This is a genomic window from Paenibacillus sp. JDR-2 (assembly GCF_000023585.1).
GTDB lineage: Bacteria > Bacillota > Bacilli > Paenibacillales > Paenibacillaceae > Pristimantibacillus.
The window spans coordinates 3,813,299-3,830,541 of the sequence record NC_012914.1 but is presented as its reverse complement, the minus strand read 5'-3'; the positions used below and the strand labels follow the sequence as shown (position 1 = coordinate 3,830,541).

General features: G+C 52.6%; 17 protein-coding genes. 16 read left to right on the top strand and 1 reads right to left on the bottom strand.

The window, feature by feature from the left end; genetic code table 11:
* Window positions 1-10 precede the first annotated feature (10 nt).
* The 6 genes from cobT to PJDR2_RS16885 are packed head-to-tail and all read left to right on the top strand — an operon-like array spanning window position 11 to window position 5,283.
* Entirely contained in the window at window positions 11-1,078 is a 1,068-nt protein-coding gene (gene cobT, locus PJDR2_RS16910; protein ID WP_015844930.1) for a nicotinate-nucleotide--dimethylbenzimidazole phosphoribosyltransferase, read from the top strand.
* 11 nt (window positions 1,079-1,089) lie between these two features.
* Window positions 1,090-1,692, top strand: a complete 603-nt coding sequence (gene cobU / locus PJDR2_RS16905) for a bifunctional adenosylcobinamide kinase/adenosylcobinamide-phosphate guanylyltransferase (RefSeq protein ID WP_015844929.1) — start codon at window positions 1,090-1,092, stop codon at window positions 1,690-1,692.
* Window positions 1,689-2,669, top strand: a complete 981-nt coding sequence (cbiB, locus tag PJDR2_RS16900; protein ID WP_015844928.1) for an adenosylcobinamide-phosphate synthase CbiB — start codon at window positions 1,689-1,691, stop codon at window positions 2,667-2,669. Before cobU ends, cbiB begins: the two co-directional genes overlap by 4 nt.
* The gene (cobS, locus tag PJDR2_RS16895; RefSeq protein WP_015844927.1) at window positions 2,651-3,463 is read left to right on the top strand and encodes an adenosylcobinamide-GDP ribazoletransferase; all 813 of its coding nucleotides are present in this window, start codon (window positions 2,651-2,653) and stop codon (window positions 3,461-3,463) included. The genes cbiB and cobS overlap by 19 nt, the downstream gene beginning before the upstream one ends.
* A 21-nt stretch (window positions 3,464-3,484) precedes the next feature.
* Window positions 3,485-4,576 carry a threonine-phosphate decarboxylase CobD gene (gene cobD, locus PJDR2_RS16890; protein WP_015844926.1) on the top strand — a complete coding sequence of 364 codons (1,092 nt, stop codon included), beginning with the start codon at window positions 3,485-3,487 and terminating at the stop codon, window positions 4,574-4,576.
* A complete protein-coding gene (locus PJDR2_RS16885) occupies window positions 4,573-5,283 on the top strand; it encodes an adenosylcobinamide amidohydrolase (protein ID WP_015844925.1) in 711 nt (236 codons plus the stop codon). The genes cobD and PJDR2_RS16885 overlap by 4 nt, the downstream gene beginning before the upstream one ends.
* A 62-nt stretch (window positions 5,284-5,345) precedes the next feature.
* Here PJDR2_RS16885 and gluQRS read toward each other — a convergent pair whose 3' ends face one another.
* Complete coding sequence (gene gluQRS, locus PJDR2_RS16880) at window positions 5,346-6,314, bottom strand: tRNA glutamyl-Q(34) synthetase GluQRS (RefSeq protein WP_015844924.1); 969 nt, start codon at window positions 6,312-6,314, stop codon at window positions 5,346-5,348.
* A gap of 125 nt (window positions 6,315-6,439) precedes the next feature.
* On the opposite strand from gluQRS, the gene corA reads away from it, so the two are divergent.
* From corA to PJDR2_RS16835, 10 genes are all read left to right on the top strand, one after another.
* On the top strand, window positions 6,440-7,393 hold the full coding sequence (corA, locus tag PJDR2_RS16875; RefSeq protein ID WP_015844923.1) for a magnesium/cobalt transporter CorA: 954 nt from the start codon (window positions 6,440-6,442) through the stop codon (window positions 7,391-7,393).
* A 29-nt stretch (window positions 7,394-7,422) separates the two neighbouring features.
* Window positions 7,423-8,247, top strand: a complete 825-nt coding sequence (locus tag PJDR2_RS16870; RefSeq protein WP_015844922.1) for a hypothetical protein — start codon at window positions 7,423-7,425, stop codon at window positions 8,245-8,247.
* An 84-nt stretch (window positions 8,248-8,331) separates the two neighbouring features.
* Window positions 8,332-10,824, top strand: a complete 2,493-nt coding sequence (gene hrpB, locus PJDR2_RS16865; RefSeq protein ID WP_015844921.1) for an ATP-dependent helicase HrpB — start codon at window positions 8,332-8,334, stop codon at window positions 10,822-10,824.
* Between the two features lie 25 nt (window positions 10,825-10,849).
* A complete protein-coding gene (locus PJDR2_RS16860; RefSeq protein WP_015844920.1) occupies window positions 10,850-11,140 on the top strand; it encodes a DUF1294 domain-containing protein in 291 nt (96 codons plus the stop codon).
* A gap of 142 nt (window positions 11,141-11,282) precedes the next feature.
* Window positions 11,283-11,726 carry a hypothetical protein gene (locus tag PJDR2_RS33745; RefSeq protein ID WP_322597419.1) on the top strand — a complete coding sequence of 148 codons (444 nt, stop codon included), beginning with the start codon at window positions 11,283-11,285 and terminating at the stop codon, window positions 11,724-11,726.
* Complete coding sequence (locus PJDR2_RS16855; protein WP_322597438.1) at window positions 11,692-13,365, top strand: HelD family protein; 1,674 nt, start codon at window positions 11,692-11,694, stop codon at window positions 13,363-13,365. The genes PJDR2_RS33745 and PJDR2_RS16855 overlap by 35 nt, the downstream gene beginning before the upstream one ends.
* A gap of 175 nt (window positions 13,366-13,540) precedes the next feature.
* Window positions 13,541-14,281: a DsbA family protein gene (locus PJDR2_RS16850; RefSeq protein WP_190276155.1), complete on the top strand. Its 741-nt coding sequence runs from the start codon at window positions 13,541-13,543 to the stop codon at window positions 14,279-14,281.
* Between the two features lie 5 nt (window positions 14,282-14,286).
* Window positions 14,287-14,733 carry a disulfide oxidoreductase gene (locus PJDR2_RS16845; protein ID WP_015844918.1) on the top strand — a complete coding sequence of 149 codons (447 nt, stop codon included), beginning with the start codon at window positions 14,287-14,289 and terminating at the stop codon, window positions 14,731-14,733.
* Window positions 14,734-14,980: 247 nt separating this feature from the next.
* Window positions 14,981-16,075, top strand: coding sequence for a nitric oxide synthase oxygenase (locus tag PJDR2_RS16840; protein WP_015844917.1), 1,095 nt, complete (start codon window positions 14,981-14,983; stop codon window positions 16,073-16,075).
* Window positions 16,076-16,105: 30 nt separating this feature from the next.
* Window positions 16,106-17,242: a DUF3900 domain-containing protein gene (locus tag PJDR2_RS16835; RefSeq protein ID WP_041613490.1), complete on the top strand. Its 1,137-nt coding sequence runs from the start codon at window positions 16,106-16,108 to the stop codon at window positions 17,240-17,242.
* Window position 17,243 lies beyond the last annotated feature (1 nt).

Here is a 17,243-nt window from a genome sequence, read left to right as displayed (position 1 = left end):
AGGAGAAAACATGGTGGCAAACGAATTAGCGGCTAAGCTAAAACAGGTTATCGAACGAATCAGACCTTTTCAGGAACAAGCTGTAATTGAAGCCAAGGCGCATTCCGATCAGCTGACAAAGCCAACCGGAAGTCTCGGGAAGCTCGAAGAGATTGCTTTTCGCTTAGCCGGGATTTCAGGAAGTCTATGGCCGGATTTAAGCCGTAAAGCGGTAGTCGTGATGGCTGGAGACCACGGCGTGTGCGAGGAAGGAGTCAGCGCGTATCCGCAGGAAGTAACTCCGCAAATGGTGCTTAATTTCTTAAGCGGCGGGGCGGCGGTAAACGTACTCGCGCGACAGGCGGGAGCCGATGTCTATTGCGTGGATATTGGCGTTAATGCCGAGCTTGAGCATCCGGGGCTGATCAGTCGCAAGGTGGTTCGAGGAACAGCCAATATGGCAAAGCAGCCTGCGATGAGCAGGGAAGAGGCGCTTCAGGCTATCATGGCGGGCGTTCAAGTTGCCGATGAATTAGCGGACAAAGGCTACCGGCTGTTCGCGACGGGAGAGATGGGCATCGGCAACACGACCCCAAGCGCCGCTCTGACAACCGTATTGACGGGATTATCGCCTGATTTGTCCGTTGGCCGAGGAACGGGCATTAACGATGAAAGCTGGCGGCATAAGATTGAAGTCGTGAAACGCGCTATTGCCGTTAACAAGCCGGATGCCTCGGATCCGCTTGATGTACTCGCCAAGGTAGGCGGTGCGGAGATTGCGGGATTGGCCGGATTTATTATCGGCGCGGCAGCAAATGGCTGCCCGGTTGTCGTAGACGGGTTTATTTCCTCGGTTGCCGCTCTGGTAGCCGTACGGCTGGCGGAACAGGCAAAGCCTTATTTGTTCGCCTCCCATTTGTCCCAGGAACAGGGGCATGCGGTAGTGCTGGAGTCGATGGGGCTGTCCCCTATGATTCAGCTCGACATGCGGCTTGGAGAGGGAACTGGAGCCGTATTATGCTTCCATTTCGTTGATGCTGCCTTAAAGCTGATGCAGGAAATGGCGACCTTCTCAAGCGCCGGAGTCTCCAGGGAGTAGGTGCGGCGAAGATGGCCATGTTGGTAACCGGCGGAGCAAGAAGCGGCAAAAGCTCTTTTGCCGAGAAGCTTGCTGCGCGGCTTGGAGAGCAAGGGGTTTATATTGCAACCAGCCGGATTTGGGATGAGGAAATGGCGGAAAGGATCGCTTTGCACCAGCAGAACCGGGAACAAAGCGGCTTTCGTTGGACCACCATTGAGGAGCCGGTGGGGCTTTCGGGCAGGCTGCGGCAGCTGGCGAAGGAAGCCTATGAGCTGGAGCTGATGGAAGGAAAGCCGCCAGTGATATTGGTTGATTGTTTAACATTATGGCTGACAAATGTGCTGATGGAAGCGGAGGAACGGGAAAAATCCGAATCTATGGAGAAAGATTGGCTGAGTGAACAGGTCAATGAACTGGCAGCGGCCGTTCAGGAGTATAACTATCCGCTAATCCTTGTGACCAATGAGGTCGGGGACGGCATCGTGCCGGCTTATCCGCTGGGCAGAAGATTCCGTGATGAAGCCGGACGGCTGAATCAACGGATGGCTGCCTTGTCGGACAAGGTTTTCCTTGTGACAGCTGGAATTCCGGTCGAATTGAAAGCCATGCAATTTCGGTGGGAGAGCTTATGATCTTTTATTCTTTGCAGGAAACGCTGCTGCTTGTTGCGGCAGCTATCGTTATAGACTGGATTATCGGCGATCCGAAGTGGCCGACCCATCCCGTTATCTGGATCGGTCGGCTTATTCGCGTACTCGAGAAGTCTCTTCGCAGGAAGGAAGAGGGACGGGATGCCAGGCGCATTAAGGGCATGGGCATTATTTTGACGATCGTTACTTTAGCCGTATCCTATGGCATCATGTGGGGAGTAACGGCTGCAGCAGCCTGGATCCATCCATGGCTGGGATATGCGGTAAGTGCCTGGTTCATCTCCACCACGATTGCGGTAAAAGGTCTGAAGGATGCGGCAATGCTTGTCTACCGTCCGCTTGCTGCCGGCAATTTGGAAGATGCGCGCAAATTCGTAGGATATATTGTAGGGCGCGATACGGAGAACCTTACACCGCCCGAAGCTTCGCGGGCAGCTGTGGAAACGGTAGCGGAAAATACGGTAGATGCGTTTATATCGCCTATTCTGTTTGCCATCATCGGCGGTGCGCCGCTTGCCATGCTGTACCGGGCAACAAATACGCTGGATTCCATGGTTGGTTACCGTAATGATAATTATGTAAACTTCGGGTGGTGCTCAGCCCGAACGGATGATGCGTTGAATTATATTCCGGCACGTCTAACCGGGCTGCTGCTCACGCTTGCCGCATTTCTTAACAGGGGAATGTCGGCTGTCCGGTCTTGGGCTTCCGTTCGCCGGTTCGCCCGTTATCATCCAAGTCCAAACAGCGGCATTCCGGAATCCGCCGTGGCTGGAGCGCTTGGCATTGAGCTTGGAGGACTTAATTATTATTTCGGACAGCCAAGCGAACGGGCAAGGATGGGGTGGCCGACAAGAGTGATGGAGCCTGATGATATCGTCCGTTCCGTCCGGCTTTTGTACACCGTTAGTATTCTTATGATGGCTGGAGTGTTGGGGTTATGGTTATTGCTGCGTTAAAACGCCATGCGCAGGCAGCTGCTGCGGCTCTGCAGTTTCTTACCCGGATTCCTGTACCGGTAACGGTGCCGTTTGAACCGGTGACTTTGGCACGGACGGTTATTTATTTTCCTGCGGCAGGCTTTCTCATTGGGGCGATACTGGCAGGAGGATTTGCCGTGCTCGAACTGTTCTCGCCAGCAATGCCGGCGGCCGTATTGCTGCTGGCCATTTGGACGGCGCTTAGCGGAGGCCTGCACTTGGACGGCTGGATGGATACGGCAGACGGCGTGCTCAGCCACCGGTCCCGGGAACGGATGCTGGAGATTATGAAGGACAGCCGCGTTGGGGCAATGGGCGTCATTGCGGCGGTGCTGCTGCTGCTCTTTAAATTCTCCTTGCTTGCGGAATGGTTGGGCCAGCAGGATGGCAGCCGCGCATTATCCCTTCTTGTGGTCATACCGGTCTGGAGCAGATGGTGGATGGGAGCTGCCATCGCGGGCTGGCCAAATGCCCGGCAAGGAGAAGGTATAGGAGCTTTATTCCATATGGCATCGGGACGGCAGGTTGCGGCAGGTTTTATTGCAGCTGCCGTAGCAACGGTTCTGTGCTTATCCCTTAACGGATTGGCTTGGCAGGAAACACTGCTGCTTCTTGCCGGATGCATCGTATTAACGATACTTGCGGGATCATTATTCGCCGTTTGGCTGAACCGCAAGCTTGGCGGTTTGACAGGAGATACCTACGGTGCGCTGAATGAAGCCGTAGAAGCCGTTTTATTATTTGCAAGCGTACTGGTCATTCACGTAATTTAGCGATGGGAAGAGGGGAAATCCATGCTTGAACGCTACGGACATGGTGGAGATTTACGGACGGCGGAAGAAACCTTCGGCTTCCCGGCCCGGCAGTTTATTGATTTCAGCTCGAATATGAATCCGTTTGGCCCGCCGGATGGAGTAAGACGCGCCTTGGTGCATTATGCGGAGCAGATTGACCGTTATCCGGATCCGGCTGTACGCGGACTTCGGACCAAGCTGGCGCAGCTTCATCGCGTAGACGAGCAATCCATTCTGATCGGCAACGGTGCCGCCGAGTTGATCGATTTGGTCGTGAGGGCGCTTCGCCCGTCCGTTACGGCGTTAGCTTATCCATGCTTTACGGAATACGGTGACGCGGTGATGAAGACCGGCGGTTCAATTACACCGGTGATGTTGTCTGCCGATAATGAATTTGTTTTGAATTCAACGATGATAGAAGATTCGGAAGCAGCCTTTTATATGATTGGATCGCCTAACAATCCAACCGGGCAACTGGTGGATCCTGCACTTATCATGAAGCTGGTATATAGCGGCGCAACGGTTGTAGTGGACGAAGCGTTTATGGATTTTGTGCCGGAGGAAGAGAAATATACGCTTCTAAGGGAGGCAGCGGTGCATGAACGGTTATTCGTCATCCGGTCGATGACTAAATTTTATGCCGTACCGGGTATTCGTCTAGGCTATATGGTAGGAACCCCTCATAAAATCGCGGAATTACGCAGACTTCAAGTGCCGTGGAGCGTAAATTCCTTGGCCCAGCAGATTGGAGAAGCGGTGCTGGAAGAGAAAGAATATGCCGTGCGCACGATGAATTGGCTGCTCGAGGAGCGTCCGTGGCTGATCGGCAAGCTTGAAGAGCTTGGCTTCCGGGTTATTCCGGGTAAGGTGAATTATCTGCTTGTTCGGCTGCCGGATATTCCGGGACTAACGGCTGCGGGTCTGCAGTACGAAATGGGGCGAATGGGAATTCTCATCCGCGATGCTTCGCATTTTATCGGACTTGATGAGTCGTATTGCCGATTTGCGGTTAAGCTCCGCCATCAGAATGAATGGCTGCTGGAAGCGCTGGAGCGCTCTTTGTCCAAGTTCCGGGAAGCAGCATTTCAATGAGCCAGCCTTTCAGGCAAGGGCAGCATTATTCTTCCAGGTTGTGGGACGGGGTAAGCATTACCCATCGGGAAGAACGTCTGGAAATTTGTAGTCCCGGAAAGTTAAGGACGTTAAGTAACGCGATTCATACCGGAGGCTTGGCTGAGGCGGATGTTATCGTTAACTGGAAGGTGCCTCTGCATTACAGTGGTACTGATCCAGCTCGCGATACGTCAGATCAATTGAGGCAATGGGGCTATGAGCCGGAGCATACGATCGGCCTGCTGACCGCGGCGAAGCTGACGCATGCATCCGTTGCCGAGCTGGAAGGGGACCGCTTCAAGCTGTTGTGCATGACGACGGCGGGGACCCGGAATGCAGCCAGGGCGGGCTTGCCGAGGGAAACGTTCTCCGCGTATTCCGCCGGTACCATTAATACGGTGCTGCTTGTGGATGGGCAAATGACCGATTCGGCGATGACAAATGCGATAATTACTTACGCTGAAGCGAAAGCTGCGGCCCTTGCCGATCTGCAGCTCATGGATCCGGAGACAAACATGATTGCAACCGGTACAACGACGGATGCCGTCGTGATCGGGGTTAGCGGCAACCCGGCTTACCAAGCCGTACATGCTTATGCTGGAGCGGCCACAACCATTGGCAATGCGATTGGCCGCCTTGTTTACGAGACCGTGCATGAAGCCTGTCGGACACAACATGAGAGCTGATTCCGCCACTCACGTCTTGCGTGAAGGGCTGGAACCAGCTCTCGTGTTTTTTGCCGATCCGTTTAATTGAACAGCTGCTTCATCACGGTCTCGCGGATCGTAATCGGTTCATTGGGTATTCGGCTCTGATTGAATTGCCCAATGATCTCGGTCGCTGCAATAGGCTCGAATCTGTCCGTTTGCCCGGCAAGAAAAGCTAGCCAGCCTATAATACGCTCGGGCCTAACGCCAGCTTCCTTTAAACCGGCAATTGAGGTATCGCCATGCCGTTTGGCCAGCCTTTTTCCATCCTCTCCCATCAAAAGGGGCACATGGGCGAATCGGGGAGCAGGAAGCTCTAGCGCTTCGTACAAGAGCAGCTGGCGAGGGGTAGAATCCATCAGGTCTGCTCCGCGCAGAACATCTGTCATGTTCATGGCAGCATCATCGATAACGACCGCTAGCTGGTAGCTGATAATGCCGTCCGCACGGCGGACCACAAAGTCGCCGCCAACCCCCGGCGGGAATTGCAATGTTCCTGCAATACCGTCTTCGTAAGCAATCGCTCTGTTCTCGTCCACTTTAAACCGCAGGGAGGGGGTCTTGACTTCGCGCCGTTCCCGCTGCTGTTCCGGAGTCAAATGCCGGCATGTACCGGCATATGCAGGACCCTCGGAGGATAATCCGTGAGGGGCGCTGGCAACCGCAAGCAGCTCCGCTCGGCTGCAGAAGCATGGATAAAGCCTATCGCTTGCAAGCAGCCTGTCCATCGCCTCTTCATAGAGGGGGATACGCTCGCTTTGCGTATAAGGAGAATGGGGTCCTCCGACATCGGGTCCCTCATCCCAATCAAGTCCCAGCCATCGAAGATCGGCAAGTGCCTGCAGAGCTAGCTCCGGTCGGCATCTCGGACCGTCGATGTCTTCCATCCGCAATACGAATTGCCCGTTCTGGCTGCGGATCTGCAGCCAGGCGAGCAGCGCTGCCCAGGCGTTGCCTACATGCATTAAACCGGACGGAGTAGGAGCGAAGCGTCCGCGTATATTCGACATATCGATCGACTCTCCTTTATTGACACCGATGATAGCATGACTATTTTGAACGGCGCAACTTTTTTACAGAATGGCTGTTACGCGTTAAAATAAGAGAATCGGTTATTACGTTGGAGGATTCGGCTATGATTCGGATAAAAGGTTATACGAAAGAAAAAACATGGGTAAACGACATCGCGTTAGATGATTTAAAAAAACTTGATCTTGACTGGTATTGGGTCGATTTCAGCGAGCCGGAAGCCTCGGAGACAAAGCTTCTCGATACATACTTTCATTTCCACCCGCTGGCGATTGAAGACTGCTGTCATCTGCTGCAGCGGCCAAAGCTGGACCACTATGACGATACGCATTTTTTCGTGCTGCATTCGGTTAATCCGCGCAGCCTGGATGTGGAGGAGGTCAATTTATTTATTGGCCCCCGGTTTATCGTGACCTATCACGTAAAAAACTCGGAAGAAATTAACGAGGCGTGGGTCAAAATACACGCTGCCTCCAAGCTGGGGAACGACGGCTTTTTATTTGCGGCTTACATGGTTATCGACCAGTTGGTTGATCAGTATTTCCCTGCCGTTCAAGAGCTGGAGGAGCAGGTGCTTGATATGGAGATCGGCAGCGGCAGCGAGAGCACCAATCAAATGACAATGGACGAAATCTTCAACATTCGCTCCCGGCTGCTTCGACTCCGAAAGACGATATTGCCAATGCGGGATTTGCTCTACCGTACGCTGAATACGGAACGGATTGAAGGGTTAAACGGTTATCTGGCGTTCTATCGGGATGTTTACGACCATCTTCTGAAGCTGTCGGAAATGACCGATGCCTCGCGAGAGATGACCGCGGATTTGCGCGACAGCTTTATGTCCTACAATGCCAACCGGATGAATGCCATCATGAAGACGTTAACCGTCATTACAACGATCTTTATGCCGCTGACGTTTCTGGCCGGGATCTACGGTATGAACTTCGAGAATATGCCGGAACTGAAATGGCACTGGGGATATTTTGGCTTAATCGGATTTATGGTCATGATTGGTATAGCTATGTACATCTGGTTCCGCAGAAAAGGCTGGTTTGATTAGAAAAACAATTCTAAGGATTGGGGTCTTTCATGGAGAATTCATCTGTTGCGGTCTTGGATAGGAAAAGAAAGCTGCAAATTGCCGGGATAATGGCGGGTATCTTTCTATTGTTAGGACTGCTGTTTGCTGTGATGATCTATGCCATGCAGGTGAAAAGCGAAGGGCCGAAGCGGGATGCCTATGCTCCGTCTGCCTATATCTATGAAGAGCTTGAAGCATCAAACGGCATGGAGCTTCACGTGCTGGAAACAAAACCGTCGAACATCACTCTGGCCTCCATTCAAAACAACATCTCTTTAACGCCTTTTTACGGAGTAAACGGCGGGTTTTTTTATGAAAATTCCCTGCTAAGCATCGCCGTAGTAGACGGACTGCCGGTCAATGGGGCTCTGGATGATTATGGTTCGGGAGCGGAGAATGTCAAATATGCCCGAGGAACACTGGTCTGGGATGGAGCTTCGGACAAGCTGTCCGTGCAGGTGGTACGCCAAGCAGCCGATTTGAAGGTTATGGACCACACCAGGTTTTGGGCGCAAGGCGGCATAAGCATGAGTCTCGGACAGGATCGGAATTGGCTTGAGCAGGTCGAGACGGAACAAGCGCCATACCCGGACGATGATCGATTGCGTTCGGCGGCCGTCTACGACCGTGAGGGAGTGCTCTATTTGATTGTAAGCAGCTCGAAGGGGTCACTGCAGTCCTTTCGCGATGCGATCTTAGAAAAGGTAGGGAGAGGCATGCTGGTTGACGGGATCTTTCTTGACGGGGACGGTTCGTCCCAGCTTCGTTCGGCGGAAAAAACTTTAACCGGAGATAACCGGCCGGTAGTTCAAATGATCAGGATAGTAAGATAATTCATGTCATTAACAATAATATTTAATGATATTAAATATTATATATTTAACGAGGTTAATTAAACGCGAAGGAATGTATAATTTATGAAGCAACTGCCAATTGATGCCGTACTGCCGGAGCTGTTGCAAGCCTTGCGGGTCGGAACAAACGCGGTGCTTGTCGCAGAACCTGGAGCAGGCAAGACTACCCGCGTTCCACTGGCGCTTCTGCAAGAGACATGGCTGGACGGGCGGAAAATCGTGATGCTTGAGCCCCGCCGGCTTGCCGCGAGGTCCGCTGCCAAATATATGGCTGCCTCCTTGGGGGAACAAGTCGGAGAGACCGTCGGTTACCGTGTAAGGCTAGATTCTAAAGTAAGCGCCAAAACGAGAATTGAAGTAGTAACTGAGGGGGTCTTGACCCGCATGCTGCAGGAGGATCAGGCGCTTGAACGGGTTGGAGCCGTTCTATTCGATGAATTCCATGAACGCCATCTTCATGGGGATCTTGGGCTGGCCTTAACCCTGCAGTCCCAGTCGCTGCTGCGGGAGGATCTTCGTCTTCTCATCATGTCAGCCACGCTGGATGCGGAGCCTGTCGCGGAGCTGCTTGGCGGAGCGCCGATTATCCAAAGCAGTGGACGTGCCTATCCGGTAGAGACTATTTACCGGAGCACAAGAGTTGAAGGCAGGATTGAATCGCAAGCTGCTTCTACAATAGTAGAGGCTATTCGAGAGAATGAAGGTGATGTCTTAGTCTTTCTTCCCGGCGTTGGAGAGATTAGGCGAACGGCAGGCCATCTTATGCAATCCGGTCTTGCTTCCTCTGTCCGAATCGCTGAGCTTCATGGCAATCTCCCGCTGGAGGCGCAGGATGCGGCTGTTGCTCCCTGCAAACCGGGAGAGCGTAAGGTGGTTTTGGCGACTTCCATCGCGGAATCCAGCTTAACCGTTGAAGGGATTCGTATCGTTGTGGACTGCGGACTAATGAGGGTTCCGAAGTTTTCCCCCCGCACCGGGATGACGCGCCTCGAGACAGTGTCTGTCTCGCAAGCCTCGGCCGATCAACGCAGGGGCCGGGCAGGACGGCTTGCGCCTGGCGTCTGTTACCGGCTGTGGACGGAGCAGGAGCATCCCTATTTACCGCAGCATAACAAACCGGAACTGCTTGAGGCGGATTTGGCCCCGCTTGCTCTGGAGCTGTCTGCATGGGGGACTGCGGAACCTGGCGAATTGATGTGGCTGGATGCTCCACCGCAGGCTGCCTACCGACAGGCGCTTGAGCTTTTGAAGCTGCTTCAAGCTCTCGATGAGGATGGCCGCATAACAAGCCGGGGAACCCGAATGGCCAAGCTTGGCCTTCATCCGAGACTAGGTTTTATGCTGCTTAAGGCAGAGGAGTTGAATCTATTGCCTGAAGCATGCGAGCTGGCCGGTTTGCTTAGCGAGCGTGACTTATTGCCTCACGAGCGGAATGTTGATGTAGCGCTTCGGCTTGAAGCTCTATACGGCGCAGGCGGTAGAATGGAGGCTGACCGCGGTGCCGTGCAGCGGATTAAAGCACAGGCAAAGCAGTGGCGGCAGATGGTGACGAATAATTCCATTGAGCGTAAGGGTAATTGGAATTGGCAAGGGACTTCCTATGCGGGGCTGCTGATTGCTTTGGCTTACCCGGACCGAATCGCGCAAAGACGGGCTGATGGCCGTTATTTGCTGGCGAATGGCCGCGGTGCCGCGCTGCCCGAGCTTCAGCCATTGTCGCGGTCTGCTTTTTTGGCTGCGGCGGAGCTTGACGATGCGGGCAGCGAAAGCCGCATACGCCTGGCAGCCGAGCTTGATCTGGATATGCTGGAGCAGGCAGCCGGCGAACAGTTTCAAGTAGAAGAGAGCGTGGAATGGGATTCCGGAGCGCAGGCGGTGCGCGCGCGAAGACGTGTCCGGCTAGGCTCGATTATATTGAAGGAAACGCCTATACAGCAGCCATCGCCGGAGCAGATTGCAATAGCGCTAGCAGACGGCATCGCAAGCGCTGGTCTTGGACTGCTCTCGATGCCGAAGGCCGCTCGGCAGCTGCAGGCAAGAATGCAGCTGATGGCGCGCCATAACAGCGGATGGCCGGATGTATCCGAAGCGGCGCTGCTTGCTACCGTTCACGATTGGCTGCTGCCGCATCTGTACGGCATGAAGAACAAGTCGGATTTGCAGCGCCTTAACATGGTGCAGATTCTGGAAGGACTGATGTCTTGGGGTCAGCGTCAAGAGCTTGACGAGCAGGTGCCAACGCATATGACGGTGCCTAGCGGCTCGCGGATTCCGATTGATTACAGCGATCCGGACGCGCCTTTTATTGCCGTCAGGCTTCAGGAGCTGTTTGGGTTGCAAGAGACGCCTCGTCTTGCTGGCGGAAGACTGCCATTGACCCTTCATCTGTTATCGCCTTCCCAAAGGCCGGTGCAGGTGACCAGAGACTTAAGAAGCTTCTGGAACGAAGCCTATTTCGAAGTAAAGAAAGACCTGAAGGGACGGTATCCGAAGCATTATTGGCCGGATGATCCGTATGCGGCGCAGCCAACGAACCGGGTGAAGCCGCGTACGTGATAAGCTACAAGAAGGGGAAACGAGAATGGAACTGTTGATTATTTATTTGCTTGTCATTAATATAACCGCGTTTGCGATGATGGGAATGGACAAAAGCTATGCTAGACACAAGAAGCGGCGCATTCCGGAAAAAAGGCTGTTTGGAGTAAGCGCAATCGGCGGAGCGTTAGGGGCCTGGATCGGCATGCAGGTATGGCGGCACAAAACGAAGCATACCACTTTCCGGGTTGGAATTCCGTTGTTGTTCATTTTTAATCTTGTCGTCATTTATTATTTGGCGGGATTGATCGGGATGAATTTCAATTTCGTTGCTTAAGGCATTTGTCCTGTGGTATATTGGTTATTCGTTTTTTGCAAACCACAATATTATTCTTAGTTTATGCTTTCGGGGTAAGAATCACAGTAGTTGACTGTATCGAAGTCTACTGTGCATTAATTCTTTTTAGGAGGTAACTGACATGACCACGGTTCAAAGTGCCTATCAAGAAGAACAAGAAAGGCTGGCTCGGTCGCTCGACGATATCAAGAGTCAGCTGGCAGGCATTGGTCCCCGTTATACGGGCGATGATTTTACGGAGCAGATGCTCGATCTGCAGCGCGAGGAGCGCAAACAGCGTCTGGAGGTTGCTTTCCGCGAGCCTTATTTCGGGCGGATTGATTTCGAAGAGCTGCCGGTAGGCGAGAAGAAGCCGCTGTATATCGGCAAGGCAGGCGTTGCCAAGCAAGGCAGCAACGAGCTGCTTGTCATCGATTGGGCGTGCGCCGGTAGCCAGCTTGTTCTATTCTTTTACGGGCGGGGAGGATGCGGCTACATACACGGCGCCGGAAGGCGATATCGATGGTTATGTGCATCTGAAACGCAATTTTATGGTGCGGCAGGGCGAGCTTGTCCGCATGGTTGACAGTTATGTTCGCGGCAAGGAAGAAGAGTCCGTAACGGATGAATTCCTCTTATACCGCCTGGGCGAGAACAAAGATAACAAATTGCGGGATATCGTCTCGACGATCCAGCATGAACAGGACCGGATTATCCGGTCGGAACGAAGCAAAGCGCTGTTCATTCAAGGGGTAGCCGGCAGTGGCAAGACAACGGTAGCCCTTCACCGTCTCGCGTTCCTTCTCTATCAATACGCTGACCGGGTAAAAGCGGAACGGATGATTATATTCGCACCTAACCGGATGTTTCTGGATTACATTTCCGGCGTTCTTCCGGAGCTTGGAGTCGGCGATATTTTGCAGACGACGTTTGCCGACTGGTCGCTTGAGCTGTTAGAGCATGAGGTGAAGCTGAGAAGCGCGTCGGATGCCTTGGCTTACTGGTTCGAGCAGCATCGTTCGGCGGTAGAGATGGCTAATGCGCCGGGCCGAATCAAAGGCTCTCTTGCCTTCAAAGAAGCAATCGACTCCCGGATTGAAGAGCTGGCGCAGCGGATCGTTCCGGTAATCCCGTTTGAACCGCTGCCAGGTCTTGTGCTGCAGCCGGAGCAAATGAAGGAATGGTATGAGACGGATTACGGCGACGAGACATTGATGCAGAAGCGCGACCGGCTCGTGAACCGTATCCGCCGCTGGTATGAATCGGAGCTTAAGCTTCGCAAGGTTGTGGATAAGAAGCTGCGCGCCAAAGCGCAGACCAAGCTCACCGCCTTTGCGAAAAAGATCCCATCCTACACGGCACCGCAGCTATATTCCGCATTATTTCAAGGCAAGCAAGCCGTTTCCGACATTCCGAAGGCTATCGCAACAGCTACGGCGGCTGCGTTAAAGGATGGCGTGGTTGAAGCGGAGGATCTGGCACCTCTTGTCTATATTCATCTCCGTTTGTACGGACTAAAGATCCCGGCTTACGATCATATCGTAATTGACGAGGCGCAAGATTACTCGCCATTCCAGCTGGAAGCCCTAAAGCTATGCCAACGAACGCCGTCGATGACGGTTCTGGGCGATCTTCAGCAAGGAATTCATGCATACGCAGGAATTAACAGCTGGACGGAGCTGATCCAGCACTTTAACGAGGAACAGACCGGCTTCTTCGAGCTGAACCGCAGCTATCGTTCGACAATGGAAATCATCGAATTCGCTAACCGGATCCTTGGCGCGATGGGCGGCGGCGTAAAGCCGGCCGTACCGGTATTCCGGAGCGGCGATCCGGTAGAGGTCGTGCAGGTGGACCGAGCCGCATGGCAGAAACAGATTGCGCAGTCTATCCGTGAGTGGCAGGCTGACGGCCAATTCCAAACGATTTCGGTTATCGGCCGTACCGCGGAGCAATGCGCGGAGCTGCATGATTATCTGGTTCGCGAAGGGCTTGAAGCGTCGCTTGTCCAGAGTAAGCAGCCGGAGTACGGCGGCGGGCTATCGGTCGTTCCGGTCTATCTGTCAAAGGGGCTGGAGTTTGACGCGGTATTAATTGCGGACGCCGGAGCCGATATGTATACGCAGGATGATGCCAAGCTTTTATATGTAGGCTGCACGCGTGCCCTTCATAAGCTGAAGCTGCTTCATCGCGAATCTTTAACGACATTAATTAATGAAGTATAGCCGTTCAAATATGACAGTATTTCGTCATGTCGCAGCTTGTTATTGACATTAAAGCCCGTTGTAACTACACTGGTCACAAGTACAGGCATATCATCAGCACCAGGCACTGGAAATTGTGTCTGGTGCTGGATACGGCCAAGGACATTATGCGAATGCCGGGGAGGAATGGACAAGTTTGGGCACTCAAGCAAAAGCAAAGGCCAAGCAGCAGCGGCCAAGACAAGGCACATACAAGCAGCCGGTGAGGAAGCAATCCAATAAGTCGCTTATTGTTTTGACGCTGGCGATCGTAGCCGTAATCGTAGTTATCATTTTAGGAATTAATCATCAATCGAAGCAGCAGGCTGATCTTGTAAACAAGGTATACGATATCGATTATACCGGCCTACCGGTTAAGGGTAATGCGGAAGCTCCTGTCAAAATTGTCGAGTTCGGCGATTACAAATGCCCGATTTGTCAGTATTTTGCGCAAAACGTAGAACCGCAGCTGGAGAAGGACTTTATTGATACGGGTAAAGCGGCACTGTATTTCGCGAATTATACCTTTATCGGTCCCGACTCAACGACTGCAGCTTTAGCTGCCGAGGCTGTGCAACAGCAAGGTGGCGACGAAGCGTTCTGGACTTATTACAAAACGATCTATGATAATCAGAAGGACGAGAAGACCAAATGGGCAACCTCGGACTACCTTGTTCAGCTCGCGAAGGATGCGAAGCTTACGCTTGACTTCGACAAGCTGAAGAAGGATATCGACGATAAAACGTATCAAAGCGAAGTGAACAAAGACAACGCAAAAGTAGGCCCGCTTAATGTAACGGGCACGCCAACGCTCTTTATTAACGGCGTCCAATATGCCGGCAACCTTGATTACGCGAGTATCAAAGCGGCAATCGACGAAGCTGTGAATAAGGGGTAGGAAACTTGACAACGACAACCGAATCCGAAATCTATGAAAGCTGGTTTCAGCGATATGGTTTGTATATGGCTTGGCTTGTCGCTTTAGTCGCTACCGGCGGGTCTTTGTATTTTAGCGAAATCCGCGGATTCATTCCCTGCGATCTGTGCTGGTACCAGCGAATTTTTATGTACCCTCAGGTCATTCTGCTTGGGATCGCGGCTTACCGCGGCGACCGCCGCATCATCGGATATGTATTGCCGCTTAGCATCATCGGAATGCTGATCTCGATTTACCATAACTTCGAAATCTGGTTTCCGAAGGTAGGCGAAATGATGCCTTGCCGCTCGGGTATTCCATGTAATTACGATTATCTGAACTGGCTTGGTTTCATCACAATTCCGCTGATGGCCTTGACTGCTTTTATTTTAATTACCGTTCTTCTGGTGCTTGGCCGTCAGAAAAGCGAGTAAGAAAAGATGACTAAATCGCCTGTTTCCCGTTCGGACAGAAAGAAGCTTACATGAGCTTTTTCCTGCCGCAAGGGAGAAGGCGATTTTCTTTTGGCGAATTCCTAATACATGCAATTGTGACAGGCTGGTTAAATGAAACCATGAACAATAAGTGAACGCCTCTATTTCACGCCCTGGCAAGGTGGCATGCTCCTCCAAAATACGTTATCGTAAGAAGAAAGTTGTTGGATAGAGAGCAGGTGGGAGCATGATTGCAACAGAATTGTATAAAGAGGCGGAGCAGTTTATCGCCAATTGTTATAGCGAGCTGGGGAAGACGGAAATTGAAGCATTGTGCCGTCTGAAGGAAATAGAGCAGTCGATTGAGAGTAAGGGCCATTATGTACATACGTTAGAGGAGCTTCGGCATGGAGCGAGGATGGCCTGGCGGAACAGCAACCGTTGTATCGGCCGGTTATTCTGGCAATCCCTTGAAGTCGTCGATGCACGTTCTTTACAGGACTCCGACCAAATGGCAGAGCAAATATTTAATCACATTAAATATGCGACAAACGAAGGGCGTGTGCGTCCGACCATTACGGTATTCGCTCCGCAATGCGGGGATCGGCAGATCCGGATTTGGAACCATCAGCTTGTGCGGTACGCAGGTTATGAAACGGAGAGCGGAATTCTGGGGGATCCGGCATCTTTGGATTTTACCAGGGTATGCACAGCTCTGGGCTGGAAAGGGTCGGGAACCGCATTTGACGTGCTGCCGATCGTAATTCAGGTGAATAACGATCCTCCAAGCTGGTACGAGCTTCCGGAAGGACTGGCGAAGGAAGTACCGTTGTCTCATCCCGAAATTGAACGGTTTGAGGAACTGGCGCTGCAATGGTATGCGGTACCTTTTATATCGGATATGAAGCTGGAAATCGGCGGCATTGCGTACACGGCTGCACCGTTCAACGGCTGGTATATGGGGACGGAAATAGGGGCACGCAATCTGGCGGACTTCAACCGATATAATAAGCTTCCCGAGGTTGCCCGGCTGATGGGACTGGATATGTCGACCAATACGTCGTTATGGAAGGACCGTGCGCTTGTTGAGCTGAATGTCGCGGTTATTCACTCGTTCAAAAAACACGGAGTGAGCATTGTGGACCATCATACGGCAGCGGAACAGTTCATGCGATTCGCCCAGCAGGAGCAAAATAACGGACGGCCGCTAACCGGCCGTTGGTCATGGCTCATCCCGCCGATGTCGCCGTCTACGACTCCGGTATGGCATCGCGGATTTGACAATTCGGAGCTGAAGCCGGCTTACAGCTATCAGAAGGCTCCGTATATTCAGAAGGATTAATAAGCCTAAGTCATGGGGGAAAACTAAAAAGTGGATTTCAGAATGGAATATCTCTCTTTCTTTGTCATCGTAACAGATGGCGAAGACAGCTCTTCCACGAAGCGGTATAAGCATTTTCAAACGCTGGAGGAAGACGATTATGAAGACAGCGAGATCAAACGGTTTCTCGACGGGGAATTTACGCGGATTGTAAAAAGAAAAGTAGAGCGCAACCCAAATACCGAAAATGCGCCTACGAAAATCGGCCGTTTCATGGTTGAGCCGGGTTACGAGCTGGGAAGCAACCAGAACTATAACCTGTTCCAACGCTTGCGGGACGCGGATTCGAAAGAGCGCTTCATCGGGATCGCCGACGAGCTGGTACATATCTATATGGATACGACGGCCGTTCGGGGCGGAGCCTTTATCATTGCGCGGGCAAAGCTCAATACGTATTTCGACGAGCCGTTCCTGTTCCTGCTTAAATGCGATTTCGAGCCAAAGATTGCGCGCATTTCGGATGAACGAAGCCTGATCTCCCATGTCGAAATGGCGATCAGCGCGCGCGGTATGAAGTCGATTCAGTATCCGCATATGCCGGAGGAAGGCTCGCTCGACCATTGGGAGCTTAAAATCCATCAGGCTTCCCATGCCCGTTATTTCGAAGATTTCCTGAAGTTTGTATCCTACGAGAAGCCGCTTCCTGAGGTAATGGGGGAGCAGGTGCTTGGCATGGTCCAGCAGTATATGGAGGATAAGTGGCAAGCCGAGCCGGAAAGCGTGGAAAGACGCGAGGAAGAGAATGCTATCGAGGTATGGGCAGCGAGCGAGAAGCGCGAGCTTCAGGAATATTGGACGCATGAACAGGTGAGTACGGCTTCGGCTGCGCTTGTTGAGCAAAAGCCCGATCTGCCGTTTTCGTTCAAGCTTGGCGGCGTAACCGTTAAAGGGCTGCTGGCCGACTTCGGAATGACGCTGCATTTCGCTAAACATAATGGACGTTATGTCGCCGTCATCGAAGGAGATGCCTTCCAGTTCGAGAAAGGGGTCTCGCCTGTCGAATTGCTTCTGCCTCCGGACCTCGAGCAACTCCTGCCGATAATCGGAACAAACGTCAAGGAAGAAGAACCGGCTATACAGCCGTATGTGGAAGAAGCATCCGGTCAGGATGACGACGTACCTTGGTAAC